Below are 15,555 nucleotides of genomic sequence, written 5' to 3' on the forward strand. Positions count from 1 at the left end.
GGGGTCACCGGACGCCTGGAACGGGGTGACGAGGGCACCCGTCGTCCTGCCGTCCCTCCGCGCCGAGGGGCGTTCTCGACGAGGAGGGAGCCCATGACAGGAGCCGAGAAGGCGTCGCCGGAAGCCGGAAGGACCATCAGCACCGCCGTCCCCGCCCGCCTCGACCGCCTCCCCTGGTCCCGCTGGCACTGGACGATCGTGATCGGTCTGGGCACGGTGTGGATCCTGGACGGCCTGGAGGTCACGGTCGTCGGCAACATCGCCAGCCGTCTGGCCGAGCCGGGCAGCGGCCTGTCGATCACGTCCGGCCAGATCACGGGCGTGGCCGCCGCGCTGTATGTGGCGGGCGCCTGTGCGGGCGCGCTGTTCTGGGGCCGGCTGACCGACCGTTACGGCCGCAAGAAGCTGTTCATGATCACCCTGGCGGTGTATCTGGTGGCGACGGCGCTGACCGCGGTCTCCTGGGAGGCCTGGTGGTTCTTCCTCTTCCGCTTCCTGACCGGCTTCGGCATCGGCGGCGAGTACGCGGCGATCAACTCGGCGATCGACGAGCTGATCCCGGCCCACTACCGCGGCCGGGTGGACCTGGTCATCAACGGCAGCTTCTGGCTGGGGGCGGTGGGCGGCTCGCTGCTGTCGATCGTGGCCCTGAACACCGGCCTGCTGCCGATGAACGTGGGCTGGCGGCTGACCTTCGCGCTGGGTGCCGTACTCGCCCTGGTCATTCTGCTCGTACGACGGCACGTCCCGGAGAGTCCGAGGTGGCTGCTGATCCACGGGCGGGACGAGGAGGCGGAGGAGATCGTCGCCGGCATCGAACGGCGGGTGGAGGCGGAGAAGGGCGTCCGGCTGCCGGCGACGGATGCCCGGCTCGCCATCCACCAGCGCAGGAGCATCACCTTCCGGGAGATCGCCCGTACGGTCTTCGGCCACTACCGCAGGCGGGCGGTGCTCGGGTTCTCCCTGTTCATCGGGCAGGCGTTCCTGTACAACGCGATCACCTTCGGCTTCGGCGCGATCCTGACGCGTTTCTTCGCGGTGCCGACGGACCGTACGGGCTACTACTTCGCGGTCATCGCCGTCGGGAACTTCTGCGGCCCGCTGCTGCTCGGCAAGCTCTTCGACACGGTCGGGCGGCGGGTGATGATCTCCTCGACGTACCTGCTCTCGGGTCTGCTGCTGTTCGGCACGGCGTGGTTGTTCGACCGGGGTGTGCTGAGTGCGGCGACGCTGACGGCGTGCTGGTGCGCGGTCCTCTTCTTCGCCTCGGCGGGCGCGTCCAGCGCGTATCTGACGGTGTCGGAGATCTTCCCGATGGAGACGCGCGCGATGTCCATCGCGTTCTTCTACGCCCTCGGCACGGCCGCCGGCGGCGTCAGCGGCCCCCTCCTCTTCGCCGATCTGACCGGCACGGGCCGGGTCGGCGACACGGTCCTGGCGTTCTCCGTCGGCGCGGCGCTGATGTGCGCGGCGGGGCTGGTGGCGGCGGCGCTGGCGGTACGGGCGGAACGGCGGTCGCTGGAGGATGTGGCGCGGCCGCTCACGGCGGTGGGGGAGGGGGCGGCGTCGGGTGCCCCGGAGCCCGGCAGGCCGGGGACGGGTGCTTCGGGGGCGCCCCCCGGCACCCAGGGGCCCTCGGCACCCCCGCCGGCGGCGAGCAGGCCGTAGACCCCTTACCGGATTCCCCGCTTGCTCAGGCCTTGCGGTCGGCGACGGCCCACGAGGCGAGGGCGACGGCGCCGGCGACACCGAGGACGGAGGGCCAGGCGCCGACCTTCTTGGCGAGCGGGTGGGACCCGGCGAAGGCGGCGACGTAGGCGGCGCCGAGCACACCCGCGGCCGTACCGCCGGCCTGCCTGCGCCACTGCTGCGCCGCGGCGGCACCGGCGACGGCGAGCACGACCCCGCCGAGCGGCCGCTTCTTCGTCCACCGGGCGACTCCGTACCCGCCGACGAGTCCGCTCGCGGCGACGACAGCGCTGGGAACCTTGGCCATAAGTGCCTCCGAATGTCGTAGAGGATGCCGAGGCTAACGCGCAGGCGCGTCGGCTTACGTAACCTGAGTCGTAGGTTGTCAACTTTCCGGCTTCGAGCTATATAAGTAGCCGTAGGGCATCGCACCCAGTGCCAGAAGAAGGGAGTGACCCGTGATGCTCATGCGTACCGACCCGTTCCGCGAATTCGACCGACTCGCGCAGCAGGTCCTCGGCAACACCGCTCGTCCGTCCGCCATGCCGATGGACGCCTACCGCGCCGGTGACGATTTCCTGGTCCACTTCGACCTCCCCGGCATCGATCCGGAGACGATCGAGCTGGACGTCGAGCGCAACGTCCTCAACGTCCGCGCCGAGCGCCGGAGCCCCGCCCCCGAGGACGCGCAGACGCTGGTCGCCGAGCGGCCGACGGGCACCTTCACCCGCCAGCTCTTCCTCGGCGACACCCTGGACACGGACCGCATCGACGCCTCCTACGAGGCCGGCGTCCTGACCCTGCGCATCCCGGTCGCCGAACAGGCCAAGCCCCGCCGCATCCGGATCGCGGGCGGATCCGCGCCCCGTAAGCAGCTGAGCAGCTGACGGATCCGGCCCACCGGACCGAGAGGCGAGGGCGGGACCGGCACTCCCGAAGTCCCGCCCCCGCCAAGGCCGTTCGGCCCCAACGAGTGCCCACATGTCTCGAACTGCCCTCCGCGTGGCGGGGTACCCCATGGGTGCCCAGCGCCTGGAGAAGGAGCCACCACGATGACCACGACGGTGACCAAGCCGCAGCCGACGACCACCCCGACTTCCACCCCGTCGCCCCGCTGGAGGGACCTGACGGAGGCCGTCCGCGAGGCGGGTCAGTACCCGACGAGCGCGGAGGCGGAACGCATCACCCGCATCGTCCTCTCCGCCCTGGGCGGCCATGTGACCGGCGACGAACGAGTGGCCCTCGCCCAGGCCCTGCCCCCCGAGGCCGGCCACGTCATCGCTTCCCAGATACCCGCGACCCACCCCCTGACGGCCCGTGAATTCGTCGAATCGGTCTCCGCCCGCATCGAGGGCTCCACCCCCGCCACGGCCCGCTGGGACGTCAGCTCGGTCCTCAGCGCCCTCGCGACCCAGCTGGGCACCCCCCTCACGACCCGCGTCCTGGCCCAACTGCCGCCGGGGTATGCGCTGCTGTTCGGGAGGGCGGACCTGTCGGCCAGGGCCTGACTCGTACGGGACCCGTGCGCAGCCCCCTGTGCCGCGTGGGTCCCCGGGCGGGCCGGTGGCGGTCCGGTCCTTGTCCTGTTCCGATGGCCGACCGCCCCGCCAACCGTCGTTGTCACTACAGTCGACTGGGGCCGCTCCGGCGGCGCATGATGTGGACGTTTGGTGTTCAGCGAGTGGGCGTTCGGCGGAGAAGGCGGGTCATGGTCAGCCAGTGGCAGTTCGAAGTCCCCACGGCAGGCAGTAAGCGACTGCCCCCGGATGGACGCTACATGGAGGCGCTCAGCAGCCAGGGTTACGGTTTCGAGGCCGCCATCGCCGACTTGGTCGACAACTCCATCGACGCCGAAGCCGGAAACGTCATCGTCCACTTCCTGCGCGATGGGGATCAGCTCGTCAGCCTGGTGGTCGTCGACGACGGCAAGGGCATGGACGAGGACGAACTCGACGTGGCCATGACGGTCGGTGGACGTCGCGGCTACGGCGAGAGGTCGCTGGGCATGTTCGGCACCGGGCTGAAGGCCGCGTCGCTCAGTCACGCCGATTCGGTGACCGTGGTCAGCCGTACGAAGCGGACTCGTCCCGCGGGTCGCCGCTGGCTCATGAAGCAGGCCAAGCAGGGCTTCGAGTGCGACATCATCGACCCGGACTTCGCCCAGGAGTTCATCGACTTCTATCAGGGGCGCCCCATCGGCTTTCAGGGCACGATCGTCCGCTGGGACGGTGTGAAGGACTTTCCCCAGCACGGCGGTGGTGGCCAGACCGACCGCTATCTGCATCGGACGGTCAACAAACTGGGACTGCATCTGGGGCTGCACCTGCATCGCTTCCTTGCGAAGACGGGGTTCCACATCACCATCTCGGTGCAGGACGTTCGCACCGGCGTCGAGTACGCGAACTACGGTGTGGAGCCGTTGGATCCGTTCGGCTATCTCGTGCCCGGTGACGCGGGCTACCCGAGCACCTTCACCGTCGACGTACCCACCCTGGGGCCGCTTGAGCTTCGTGCCCATATATGGCCCCCGCGTTCCTCTCTCGACGAGTACAAGGCCTTCGGCGCGGTATCCGAAAAGGCGGGTTTCTACTTCTATCGCCATGAGCGCCTTGTCCAGGCCGGTGGCTGGAATAACTTCCGGCAGCCGGAGCAGCATCTCGCTCTCGCGCGCGTTGCCGTGGAGCTTCCGGACGATCCGGACGGCAAGGTCTTCCGGTTGACGGTGAAGAAGGAAGGCGTTCAGGCGTCTCCCGAGTTCACAGGAGTGCTCGAGGAGGCCGAGGACGGCCGTGGGCGTACCTTCGCCGCATACCTCGCGGATGCCGAGCGTGTGTACCGTGAGGCACGCAAGCGCGCCGGCGTGGCACGCAAGCCCGCGGTTCCTCCGGGGCGGGGTATGGACCCGCAGGTACGTCAGGTGATCGAGGAAGAATTGCCGCTGACGTACGACGATCCCTTGCAGTGTCGTTGGCAGAAACTGCCCAACGACAAGTTCTTTGAGGTCGATCAGGAGGCCCGGGTTCTCCTGCTCAACCAGCGGTACCGGGCCGCCCTGCTCGGCGGTCGCAGTGGCACGCTCAACGATGCCCCCGTGGTCAAGTCGCTCATGTATCTGCTCCTGCAGGACGCATTCCAACGAGAGCGGATGGGAAGCCGCCTCAAGGACAACATCGAGCTGTGGCAAGCGGTTCTCGTCGCCGCGGCTCGCGCCGAGCTCGATCGGATGGCCGACTGATGGGTGCGGAGGAAGGCGGGGCGGAGGGTGCTGCTGCGATTCGGAGCCGCCGCTTTCAGGCACAATCGATCGAGTTGTCCTGGACTACGGTGGAGCACTATCTGGGGCGAGGGCTAGGGGCGAGCTACAGACTTTCCAGGGTCGACGATCCCCTGGTCTCGTACGAAATAGCGGGGGACGGCCGAGGGATCGCACTCCACGTCGAGCTGACGGGCCGCTACGAGGTACCCCGGTCACCGCTGTCCGTCGTGCGCATCGACACTATTCTCCACGCCGGACGAAGGATGGTGCGGCTCAGGACCCCTGAACCCGAACTCCTCCGCGACTTCCACGACCTGGCACTGTCGGTGGCGGACCGTATCGTCATCGGGGGTCGTGACCTGGCGCGGGCCTTCGAGGAGACGGTGCATGGTTGGAGTGCGCTGCTCGGCAGAGCCCGCGGTCTCTCACTCGAACGGCGTCTCGGCCTTCACGGCGAACTCGCCGTTTTGGTCAGACTGGCGGAAACCGCGGGGTGGCGAGCGGCGCTCGATGCCTGGGTGGGTCCGACCGGGGAAGAACACGACTTCGCCCTCGAATCCGCAGATCTGGAGATCAAGACGACGGCCTCGGAACGTCGGCGGCACGCCGTTCACGGTCTCGGTCAACTCGCGGAAAGCCCTGGTCGCTCGCTTTGGTTCGCGTCTCTGCGTGTCACACGAGGAGGCACCGGAGGCCGCACACTCGGGGAATCGGTCAAGGCCGCTCGCGACGCGGCGGCCGCCGAGAGCATCGCGTCGAGGACGCGCCTGGATCGACTTCTGTCCACCACGGGTTGGGACCCCGACCAACCGGACGATGAACGATGGACACCCCGTGACAACCCCCTGGTGCTACGAGCGGCTGGCATGCCACGCCTGACGCCTGGCGACCTGCCGAACGCCGCGAACGGCCGGATCGACGGGGTCACCTACATCGTGGACGTCACCGGACTTCCGCCTGCGGCAGCCCCACCGCCTGTCGATCTATCCGACCTCCGTCTTCCCTGACGAACTCCTCCCCAAGGGCATTCGTACCCTGGTACCAGAAGGAAGAGCATGACCAGCAGCCCGGCCGACGACCTCATCCTGCAGTTGCTCAGTGCGGCTCTTGCCGACATGCATACCAGCCGTCCCAAGACGCTGGTGCGCGCGCTCGCCTACCAGGCCGAGAGCCTGTCCCCGGAGGCGGAGGAACTGGCGAGCGAAGAGGTGCTGCGAGAGGCGCTCGGTCGCTCACATCCGACCGACCCGCTGGTCGAGGTGTGGCGCAGAAAGCTGACCGACTGGGACTTCCTCTCGGAGCCCGCCTGGTCGGCCAGTCCGGAACGCACGCAGGCCCGACGCGACGATGTCTACGGTCTGCTGGCTCTTTCGGAGGAGACGCGCAAGCTACTGGACAGTCTCGTCCCGGTCTCCCAGGCTGCGGTCCCGGTGATCATCAGCGACGAGTTCGTCCCTTGGTACACGCCTCAATCACGGCAGGGTCGTTCCTGGTACTGGCCGGCGTATCGGTCGTATCTGGAGAACAAGGGCTGGGACGCGGAGGCTGTGGCAGGCCTGGACGTCGCCACCGACGTGGTGGTCGAGCGTCTCGCCGACCCGACGCAGTCGGCGGCCTACCAGTCGAAGGGGATGGTGGTCGGTTACGTGCAGTCGGGCAAAACCGCGAATTTCGCCGGTGTGATCGCCAAGGCCGTCGACGCCGGCTACCGGTTGGTGATCGTCCTCGGCGGCACCATCAACATGCTCCGCGCGCAGACCCAGCGACGCCTCGACATGGAACTCGTCGGCCGGGAGAACATCCTGCGCGGGGCAAGTGAATACGAATCCGACTACGCCAACGATCCGGCGTGGGCCCAGGGCAAGTTCACCTCCTTCGGTGACCTGCCGTCCGCTCGCGGGGGCTTCGACATCGTGCGCCTCACGACGCGTGACGACGACTACAAGAGTCTCCTGCAAGGAATCACCGCACTCGAATTCGAGAAGCAGGAGCCCGCGCTGCCGCTCTTCGGCCCGCGCAACCTGCATCGATCGTCCGCGCGTCTGATGGTGGTCAAGAAGCACAAGACGGTTCTGACGAAATTGGTCAAGGATCTCAAGAAGATCAAGACACCGCTTTCCGAGATTCCCGTGCTGATCATCGACGACGAGTCCGACGAGGCGTCGGTGAACACATCCAACCTCGCCAAGCCCGACGCCGAGCGGAGCGCGATCAACCAGAAGATTTCGGAGCTGTTGCAACTCCTGCCCCGGGCGCAGTACGTCGGCTACACGGCCACCCCCTACGCGAACGTGTTCGTCGACCCCAGCGACACCGAGGACATCTTTCCCAAGGACTTCATCATTTCGCTTCCCCGGCCCGAGGGATACATGGGAGCGCGTGATTTCCACGACCTGGACTCCCCCATCCCGGACGAGGAACGCACCTTCGCGAACTCGAACGAACTCGCTCACGTGCGCAACATCACCGTGAACGGGGAGGACGACGTCTGCCTTCAGCAAGCCATGGACATGTTCGTCCTCACGGCCGCCATGAAGCTCTACCGGGAGGACCGAGGAGGTCTCGGCGAGCGGTATTTCCAGCACCACACCATGCTCATCCATGAGTCCGTGCGCACCGAGGCGCACCGTGAACTGCTCGGCAAGGTGACCGAGATGTGGTGGAACGCTGGCTACATGGGTCCGAGTGGCCATCAGCGCCTGCGCGAACTCTTCGAGAAGGACATCGCTCCGGTCTCGGCCGTGCGCGCCGACGGTCATGCGGTGCCATCCACGTACGCCGACCTCGCCCGCTATGTGGGGCCGGCCGTGACCCGCATCGGAGGAGACGACCGTCCGATCGTCGTCGTCAACGGCGACAAGGATCTCGAGACCGGTGAAGCGGACTTCGACAAGCGCTCCATCTGGAAGATCCTCATCGGCGGTCAGAAGCTCGCGCGTGGTTTTACCGTGGAAGGGCTTACGGTCTCCTACTTCCGTCGACGCACGGGCAACGCCTCCACCCTGATGCAGATGGGCCGATGGTTCGGTTTTCGAGAGGGGTATCGGGACCTCGTGCGGCTCTTCCTGGGGCGGGCCGAGACCATGGGAGCCAAGGAAATTGACCTGTATGCGGCATTCGAGGCCATTTGCCTGGATGAGGAAAGCTTCCGCAACGAGCTGCAGCAATATGCGACGATGATCGACGGCAGGCCGCAGGTCACTCCGGACCAGGTGCCGCCGCTGGTCTCGCAGCATCTGCCGTGGCTCAGGCCGACGAGCCCCAATAAGATGTACAACGCGCGCCTCGTGGAGTTGCGGTCGCCGGGCCAGTGGCAGGAGCCCACCGCCTACCCGACCAAGGCCGCCGACCTGCGATACAACACCGGCCTGTGGATGCCCGTGCTGGAGTCCTTGCCCTCGATCACCACGTCACTCGCCTACAGGTTCCCGGCCGAAGGCACGCGCGACGCCGTCACCCACCGATACGACGCGTTCGTCGGTCGAATCCACCCGAAGGACTTCCTCGATCTGATCGGCAAACTGCGTTGGAGCGCGCCGTCCCAATTCGAGCCGCACCTCGCCTATCTCACCGAGATCAATCAGGGCTCTTCGTCGGACGTCGACGACTGGTTGGTGATCGCGCCTCAACACGCCAAGCGCGGCCAGCGTCTGGCCCTCGGGGCGGACAACCGCTCCTTCGCCTGGTTCGGTCGCGAACGCAGGCGTGGCCCGCTCTTCGGCGCGATCAGTGAGCCGAAACATCGCGCGGTGCCCCATCGCATCGCGGGCGCGCTTCCCGAGTCGGGTGATCCGAGCACCGAGGGCTTGGTCGCTCCACGGCGGGGAGTGTTGGTCGTCTATCCCCTTGTGGAACCGCAGCACCGCCTGGACATCGACGCGGAAGGCCGACTTGCGCCGGAGAAGATCACCATGGCCTTCTCCTTCGTAGCCCCTGCGATGGCTCGGCGCGCCGACGGCCGCATCGTGCGCTTCACCACTATCGACTCTGCCAAGGAAGGGCAGGCGATCATCGATGCCCGTTGAGCGGGATACGGCTGCCGCCGCGTCGACCTGGCGTTACCCTCGGTGAGAGGGGCCTTGCCGTCCGGGTGTGCGGCGACTGCCGCGGTGCCGTATTCGGGACGACGAGGGGAAGCGCCACTGGAAAGCGGGGGGAGCGTGGAGTTCGGCGGAGACCTCGACCGTGACGCCGTGCCGACGAGCAGAATGACGTCGTTGGAGATCTGCGCCGGGGCCGGGGGCTTGGCGCTCGGCCTCGAACGAGCGGGGTTCGACCCCGTTCTCCTGCTCGACAACCGTCCCGTCGCGTGTGAGACGCTGCGGGCCAATCGCGCGGGATGGGACGTCCGTGAAATCGACTTGGCCGCTTTCGATCCTTTCGATGATCAGCAGGTGTACGACGTCCACCTGCTCTCGGGCGGCCTGCCCCGGGTGAAGTCGCCCGCTGCGGCGAACCGCACTCGCGGAGATGAAAACGAGCTGTCGGTACTCAAGGCGGCCGTCGACTTGGTCTACGGTGTGCAGCCGCGGGCGATCCTTTTGGAAAACGTGCCTGATCTGGTCGAAAAGGACGAATATGAACCGATGCGCGCGTACATCGGCGAAGAACTCGGCCACCTCGGCTATCGCTGCCGGTGGCACGTTTTGAATGCCAAGGACTTCGGCGTACCGCAGAGCCGGATGGTGGGCCTGCTGGTCGCGTTCAAGGGCGATCTGATCGACAGGTTCGAGTGGCCGAGGCCATGTGAAGGTCCGTGCCCGACGGTGGGGGCTACGCTTCTGGAATCCATGGGCGCACGCGGGTGGTCGGAGGCAGCCGAGTGGGCTGTTCAGGCGGATGCGATTGCCCCGACCATCGTCGGTGGTTCCTGGGAACGTGGTGGAGCGGACCTCGGCCCGACCGGTGCCAAGCAGAAGTGGGCTCGCATGGGAGTCGACGGCGGGACCGTGGCCGACCATGTCCCGGACGCGGACTTCGTCTGGGATCCCGGCATCGGACGGAGCGGCCGAGTGCGGCTCACCGTCGACCAGGTGGCCCTGCTGCAGGGCTTTCCACCAGAGTGGGAAATCGCCGGCCGCAAGACGGCGCGGTACCGACAGGTGGGCAACGCCACACCTCCGCCACTCGCACATGCCGTCGGCGAGGCCGTCGCCCGCGTTCTGCGGTCCGATGCCGGGGACCTGGGATCGAGGGGCGAGGAGTGACTGTAGGGTTGGCCGTTGCAGACCGACCGATAGGCTTCGCCACCATGACCAGCGCACCACCCGTCGGGCCGCGACGGCCCTTTCACGTCGTCGACCTCTTCGCGGGGCCCGGTGGTTTGGACATGGCAGCCGAAGTTCTGGGCATTTCGTCGATCGGAATCGAGTGGGACGACGACGCGGTGGCCACTCGGCTGGCCGCCGGTCTGAGGACCGTCCATGGTGACGTCCGTCTATTCGGGCCCGACCATCCCGACTTCAAGGACTGCAACGTGCTGGCTGGAGGACCTCCATGCCAGACGTTCTCCATCGCGGGAAACGGCTCCGGCCGTAAGGCCTTCGATCTCGTCACCGGCTTCATCCGCCGCATGCACGCCTGGTACGAGCGTGAGCGGGTCGGGAAGAACGGCGAGTGCTGGGAAGACATCCAGCGCGAGTTGGACAAGCTCGACGACGACCGCACCGGATTGGTCCTCCAGCCTCTGCGATGGGTCTTCGAGGCGATGCTCCGGCCACGTCACGGTGAAACGCAGCCGCGGCCGTTCGACGTGATCGTCCTGGAACAGGTCCCCTCCGTCATCGAGGTGTGGCACGAGTACGAGAAGGTTCTGCACGCCATCGGGTATCAGGCCAAGGCGAAGGTCTTCCACACGGAGCAGTACGGGGTTCCGCAAACACGGCGGAGGGCCGTGCTCGTGGCACGAAGGAACGGGCCCGAGCTGGCGGAACACTTCCTGCCCCCGACGCACCACCAGTACCGCAAGGGCATGCGGTCCACCGACACTCTCTTCGCCGGCCGGTCCCCTTGGGTCTCGATGGCAGACGCCCTCAAAGAGGTGTACCGGCACGTTCGTGAGGCCGAGCGGCGTCCCATGCCGTTCTGCGTCGTCTCCAACTACGGCAGCGGCGGTGATCCGAAGGCGCGCGGTCGCAGAGAATCGCACCTGCCTTCCGCGACGATCACAGGCAAGTGGAAGCGCAACCGGATCGTGGCTCTGGACGCCCGCGAAACGGAGATGGACCGCCTGAGCAACGAGGAAGCCGGAGTCTTCCAGACCTTTCCCTACCGGTACCCGTGGCGGGGCAGTGATCCTGCCCAGCAACAGCAGATCGGCAACGCGGTACCGCCGCGGTTCGGCGCGCACGTATTGAGCGCGGCGCTCGAATTGGGCGTCCCTCAGACCGACGTATGGGAGCGGCTGCTGCGATGGCGGCCGGAGCCGCAGGAGAAGGAGCCCGCTTCTCAAACCGACGCATCGGCTTGAGGGCGAGTTCCGCCTCGGCTAGCTCATCCACGGAGGCAAGTCCTTCTCCAGGCTCACTCCTTGTCGCTGCACCGGCACGGTTGTGCCCTGCGACGGTTCCACGGCCTCTTCCGGCCTACGACCACGCCGGCGGATCGGCGCCTCGGAGAGAAGTTTGTCGAAGAGAGGCATCAGGGCGTCCACGGCGTGGGTCGGGACTCGGCCGTCGTCAGGGCCGTCGGGGAGGCGGTCCCACGGCACGGCAGGAGCTTCCTCACGCTCGGCGATCCAATCCTGGAGTTCCTCCACCAGCGAGGGGGTGTCGGGGGCCAGTACGTCGTAGACCAGCGTGCTCCCCGCGGTGTTGACGGCAGAGGAGAGGGCGTTGACGTGGTCGCCCGGACGGGGAGTACCGGCCGACAGCAGCCTTTCGACTATGCGTACCAAGGCCTGAGCGGTCGGCCGATGGTCGACGACATCAAGCCGGAGCGTGGTGTTGAGGACGTCTTGCACGGCGCACGCCGTCTCCACGGGGCGGTAGTCGGGTCCGTTCCGGAAGAGTTCGGCGCCCCACCACAGCCTGGCGAAGCACTGGGTGTAGTGGGGGCCGGAGAAACGTGAACTCGCTGCGATCTCGGCTCCCTTGTGCCGCCAGGCCACGTAGTCGGGGGCGACGAGCATGGCGAGGTGGTTCCACAGTCGCCCGTCGGCCGCCTCGGACCGGGCCATGCGCACAGTGGCGTGCAGCCGTGGGGCGAGCCAGCCATCGGCGGCCGTGCGGTTGTCGTCGAAGCGCGACATCGCCTCTTCGACGAGTTCCCGGACCGCATCCGATCGCCACCGAACCTCGTGCGGCAAAGACGTGCTCGCCTTCCGCAGTGCCACCTGCGGAGGGCCCTCCTGGCCGGATTGCATGCCTCGGCTCAGATGTCTGGCCACGGCCGCGTCGGGCAGCAGACCGAGCACCTGTGGGACGTCGAACGGCACACGGTGCGGCATCAGACTGTATTCCTCTCAGCACCGTTGACGGCTCGCACCGCACGGGTCAATTTCTTGGCGATCTGGGCACGGCGGCCGGCCGCGTACTGGATGCCGGTCTGGAGCTCCGACCAGCCGAAGCCCTTCGTGCGACGCTCGTTGATCTCGTAGAGGGCGTCGGTGAACTGCCGTCCGGGGAGTACATGGGGCAGCATGGTGCGCAGTACCGCCTCCCGCCAGCCGGTGGGCATCACGGGCGTGCCGTCCTCGTCCGCGTCCAGGTTGCCGGCGGCCGTATGGAACATCGCCGTCCAGACGTCCTGGGCGATCTGAGAGGCTGCCATGTCGCGCACCGCGTGCTCGGCCGGGCTTCCCCCGGAGCCGTGCAGGATCTCCACCAGGCCTTCGACAGCACTCGTGTTGAGGTAGACCCTCGGGATGTCGCCGGACGTCTCGACGATCCAGGCCGACTCCTTGTAGGGCCGCAGCCACTCGTGCGGGCCGTCACGGAAGTCGACCTCCACGGTCTCGATCTCCCGCTGCCGAACCGGTGTGGCTTCCGCGAGATCGATGTACCAATCGTCCTCCAAGGAGCCCACCAGGCGCCCCGGCACCCCCTCCACGGTCGCGACGACCAGGAGGGACAGGGTTGCGCGCCGGAGATGGGAAGTACGCGACAGCGTTATCGATCCGGTCACGGTCCCGTCGGCGGCGCGGCGAAGACGCGTCGTGGAACGGGCATTGGTGGCCTTCTCGGTCAAGGCGGCCAGACAGACCACGTCCTGCCAAGGACCGTCCCGCAGCTCGTCCTCGGGTAGAGACGCACGCAGTTCGAGGACCGCTTCCTCCCATTGGGCGCGTCCCGATTGATGCAGTGCCACGACACGTTCCGAGGCCGAGACGTGCCGGTACGGGAGGGGCTTGCCGTCGACCGCCACGGAGACGACGTCGCAGGTGACGTCGCCGAGAAGGGTCGGATAGGGAAACACCGACTTCACGCCGCACCTCCGCGGGCCTTGGGCACGTCCACGATCAGTCGGGCATAGCCGGCGCGTACCGGGTGACTGGACGGATTCGTCACACCTCTGAACGCCGCAGTACGCACACCGGGCTCGATGACGACCGTGTCGTTCTCCACTCGGCAGGACTCCGACCCCACGAGCAACTCCCATTCCACGGAGGGCCGGCCGCCCGAACGCACGTCGAACTTGGCGATCGGGGCCAGAACCCATGGGTCCTCTGCATCCGGCAGCTTGAGATGGACGGTGACGTGCCAGGCGCCGCGATCGTCCGTGCGGGCCTCGATGTTGCGCACCGTGGGAAACGACTGGACGCGCCGCGATGCTGCGCCCAGTCCCGTGTCCAGCTTCAACAAGTCGCGTAGGACGGCAGGCCCGCCGCTCCGGGCGACCTCCCTGTTGCCCAGGAGGGAGCGTACGGTCTCGTCGATCGTGGACCGGAATTCCTTGAGGCGGGAAAGAGCGCCGCGCTGGTACGTCGTCGTCAGTTCCTCGGTTCGGTCCCACCGATCGTGTTCGGGGGGTTCGGAAGCGCGCAGGAACGCCTCGGCGAGTGCGACGTCCTCCCCATCCCGCCCGGTGGCGTAGCCGGCGAGCAGGACGGCCTGGAACGACGGCGTGCCCAAGGGCAGATCACGCGGTCGCTGTTCGGTGACGGTCATGCGGTTGCCGCGCATGCAGATCACCCGATTCGGCCGGGTGTCGTGATCGTCGGCCGGTGTGAGCAGCAGTACGGCAAGGTGTTCGCAACCCTTGTCGTTCGGGCGTCCCCGGTCCTTCAGCGGGGTGACGACCAAGGGGACCTCCGCACGTACCACTTGCTCCGAACCGGTCAGCTCTTCGACGGTGTCGCCGTCGAGGTACGCCTGCAAGGCTCGGCTGACCGCGGGGCGATGAACATGGGGGTCGACCTGCTCCTCGGGGATGTAGATCTCGCCGTTGCGCAGGGTGGTGACGCGTGCGTCGAGCAGAGGCCCGGCGGATCGGCCTCCGATCATCGCCGCCCAGAAGTCGTCCGCGAGTGACCGGACGAGTTCGTCGTGCATCTCCTGCAGGGTCTCGCTCGCTCCGGAGGCGTCGTACGCCCCCACGATGAGGAAGGACGTCCCCGGTTCGTCGACTGATCGCTGTAGGTGCAGCCTGCGCAAGGTGGCGTCGTCGGCCCACCAGGACCGGGAGACACCCTGGTGTTCCCGGTCGGTGTCCGGTTCACCAAACCAGGCGGGCCCCGCGTAAGCCGTGCCGTTCGCCTCGTGCCAAGGGAGGTCGAGGCGTCCGATCACGCGACCGACGGTGCGTCCCTCGTGAGGTTCGGAAAGGGTCGTGTTCATGAGGACGAGGCCGAAGCGGCTCGCGGCCCAGATAGTGGCCTTGCCCAGTCCGTACGAACCTCCGGCCCGCCCCGCCGCGATCTTGTGACTGTCGAGCTGGCGACGAACCACCGCAGCGAACCGGCCGTCCCCGTAATCGGGTCCCGTCAACCCGGCCGCGTTGTAGTCGTCGATGCGCAGCAGACGCAGCCGGCGCTCCCGGGAGAGGTCGTCCAGGGCGGACCGGAGACTGCGGGACACCTTCTGACTGCCCTGCGCGGCCGCCTCGTAGTGAGGAAGCAACTCCTCCCATCGAAGCGAGGCGAGGAAGGCGTCCAGATGTGCACCGTCCAACTCGTTCAAGGTGTAGTGGACGCGTACGGGCGAACCGGCGTCGTAACGCTCGTCCAGGGAATTCTGGGTTGCCTCGCGTGCCAGCACCGACAGGTCCGCGTCGAAGGCGAACGCGGCGGCGTTGCCGTATTCACGACCGCCGTCGCGGTGTGCCAGACGGTGATGCCAGCGACGCGGACGCTCGACGGGCACGTCCACGTTGCGGGTCACGACGGATGCGAGGTCCGTGCCGAGGATCTCGGCGATACGACGCTTGGCGTCGTCCCTTGGTTCGGCGCGCCCGTTGACCCAAGCGGAAACGGCGGCACGTGTCTTACCGAGCTTGACAGCCAGGTCGCTCTGCGACATGTCGGCTCGCTCAAGCTGGCGCCGAAGCCACGGCCCGAAGTCCTCTCCATACGAGACGGACGGTGATGGTTCGGACATCGCGTGCCCTACCTCCTGCCGCGAGCGCGACTCTGAGTGCCTGTCAGCCAGGGCTGTTCAGGCTAGCACCCCTTT

The 15,555-nt window shown here is 67.3% G+C and carries 12 protein-coding genes; 8 read left to right on the forward strand and 4 right to left on the reverse strand.

The annotated features are described in order from the left end of the window. The first annotated feature begins 93 nt into the window (after window positions 1–93). Window positions 94–1,668, forward strand: coding sequence for an MFS transporter (locus tag ACWDD7_RS20415; RefSeq protein WP_450458344.1), 1,575 nt, complete (start codon window positions 94–96; stop codon window positions 1,666–1,668). Window positions 1,669–1,693: 25 nt separating this feature from the next. Here the strand turns inward: ACWDD7_RS20415 and ACWDD7_RS20420 are convergent, their stop codons facing one another. Further along, window positions 1,694–1,996 carry a hypothetical protein gene (locus ACWDD7_RS20420; protein WP_450458345.1) on the reverse strand — a complete coding sequence of 101 codons (303 nt, stop codon included), beginning with the start codon at window positions 1,994–1,996 and terminating at the stop codon, window positions 1,694–1,696. Between the two features lie 154 nt (window positions 1,997–2,150). Between ACWDD7_RS20420 and ACWDD7_RS20425 the strand changes: the two genes are divergently transcribed. From ACWDD7_RS20425 to ACWDD7_RS20455, 7 genes are all read left to right on the forward strand, one after another. Then, on the forward strand, window positions 2,151–2,576 hold the full coding sequence (locus ACWDD7_RS20425; protein WP_351871343.1) for an Hsp20/alpha crystallin family protein: 426 nt from the start codon (window positions 2,151–2,153) through the stop codon (window positions 2,574–2,576). 165 nt (window positions 2,577–2,741) lie between these two features. Then, window positions 2,742–3,197: a DUF2267 domain-containing protein gene (locus ACWDD7_RS20430; protein WP_450458346.1), complete on the forward strand. Its 456-nt coding sequence runs from the start codon at window positions 2,742–2,744 to the stop codon at window positions 3,195–3,197. 200 nt (window positions 3,198–3,397) lie between these two features. Next, window positions 3,398–4,924, forward strand: coding sequence for an ATP-binding protein (locus tag ACWDD7_RS20435; protein WP_450458347.1), 1,527 nt, complete (start codon window positions 3,398–3,400; stop codon window positions 4,922–4,924). Window positions 4,925–5,172: 248 nt separating this feature from the next. Next, entirely contained in the window at window positions 5,173–5,952 is a 780-nt protein-coding gene (locus ACWDD7_RS20440) for a PD-(D/E)XK motif protein (protein ID WP_450458348.1), read from the forward strand. 48 nt (window positions 5,953–6,000) lie between these two features. Continuing rightward, window positions 6,001–8,970: a Z1 domain-containing protein gene (locus ACWDD7_RS20445; RefSeq protein WP_450458349.1), complete on the forward strand. Its 2,970-nt coding sequence runs from the start codon at window positions 6,001–6,003 to the stop codon at window positions 8,968–8,970. A 183-nt stretch (window positions 8,971–9,153) separates the two neighbouring features. Continuing rightward, window positions 9,154–10,152 (forward strand): DNA cytosine methyltransferase, encoded by a 999-nt coding sequence (locus ACWDD7_RS20450; protein WP_450458387.1) that lies wholly within the window; start codon window positions 9,154–9,156, stop codon window positions 10,150–10,152. 44 nt (window positions 10,153–10,196) lie between these two features. Continuing rightward, a complete protein-coding gene (locus ACWDD7_RS20455; protein ID WP_450458350.1) occupies window positions 10,197–11,414 on the forward strand; it encodes a DNA cytosine methyltransferase in 1,218 nt (405 codons plus the stop codon). Window positions 11,415–11,432: 18 nt separating this feature from the next. On the opposite strand, the gene ACWDD7_RS20460 is transcribed toward ACWDD7_RS20455, so the two are convergent. Genes ACWDD7_RS20460 through ACWDD7_RS20470 form a run of 3 tightly spaced genes read right to left on the reverse strand, consistent with a single transcriptional unit; the run spans window position 11,433 to window position 15,480 of the window. Further along, window positions 11,433–12,359, reverse strand: coding sequence for a DUF6339 family protein (locus tag ACWDD7_RS20460; protein WP_450458351.1), 927 nt, complete (start codon window positions 12,357–12,359; stop codon window positions 11,433–11,435). A gap of 32 nt (window positions 12,360–12,391) precedes the next feature. Then, window positions 12,392–13,369 (reverse strand): hypothetical protein, encoded by a 978-nt coding sequence (locus ACWDD7_RS20465; RefSeq protein ID WP_450458352.1) that lies wholly within the window; start codon window positions 13,367–13,369, stop codon window positions 12,392–12,394. Next, complete coding sequence (locus ACWDD7_RS20470) at window positions 13,366–15,480, reverse strand: helix-turn-helix domain-containing protein (protein ID WP_450458353.1); 2,115 nt, start codon at window positions 15,478–15,480, stop codon at window positions 13,366–13,368. Before ACWDD7_RS20470 ends, ACWDD7_RS20465 begins: the two co-directional genes overlap by 4 nt. Window positions 15,481–15,555: the final 75 nt, after the last annotated feature.

The sequence above is a fragment of the Streptomyces sp. NPDC001056 genome (genome assembly GCF_053598955.1).

What these genes read in the sequence shown, in the direction of transcription:
- ACWDD7_RS20415 (WP_450458344.1), top strand. Translation starts at nt 94, where the DNA reads ATGACAGGAGCCGAGAAGGCGTCGCCGGAAGCCGGAAGGACCATCAGC.
- ACWDD7_RS20470 (WP_450458353.1), bottom strand. Translation starts at nt 15,480, where the DNA reads ATGTCCGAACCATCACCGTCCGTCTCGTATGGAGAGGACTTCGGGCCG.
- ACWDD7_RS20455 (WP_450458350.1), top strand. Translation starts at nt 10,197, where the DNA reads ATGACCAGCGCACCACCCGTCGGGCCGCGACGGCCCTTTCACGTCGTC.
- ACWDD7_RS20430 (WP_450458346.1), top strand. Translation starts at nt 2,742, where the DNA reads ATGACCACGACGGTGACCAAGCCGCAGCCGACGACCACCCCGACTTCC.
- ACWDD7_RS20445 (WP_450458349.1), top strand. Translation starts at nt 6,001, where the DNA reads ATGACCAGCAGCCCGGCCGACGACCTCATCCTGCAGTTGCTCAGTGCG.
- ACWDD7_RS20450 (WP_450458387.1), top strand. Translation starts at nt 9,154, where the DNA reads ATGACGTCGTTGGAGATCTGCGCCGGGGCCGGGGGCTTGGCGCTCGGC.
- ACWDD7_RS20435 (WP_450458347.1), top strand. Translation starts at nt 3,398, where the DNA reads ATGGTCAGCCAGTGGCAGTTCGAAGTCCCCACGGCAGGCAGTAAGCGA.
- ACWDD7_RS20420 (WP_450458345.1), bottom strand. Translation starts at nt 1,996, where the DNA reads ATGGCCAAGGTTCCCAGCGCTGTCGTCGCCGCGAGCGGACTCGTCGGC.
- ACWDD7_RS20425 (WP_351871343.1), top strand. Translation starts at nt 2,151, where the DNA reads ATGCTCATGCGTACCGACCCGTTCCGCGAATTCGACCGACTCGCGCAG.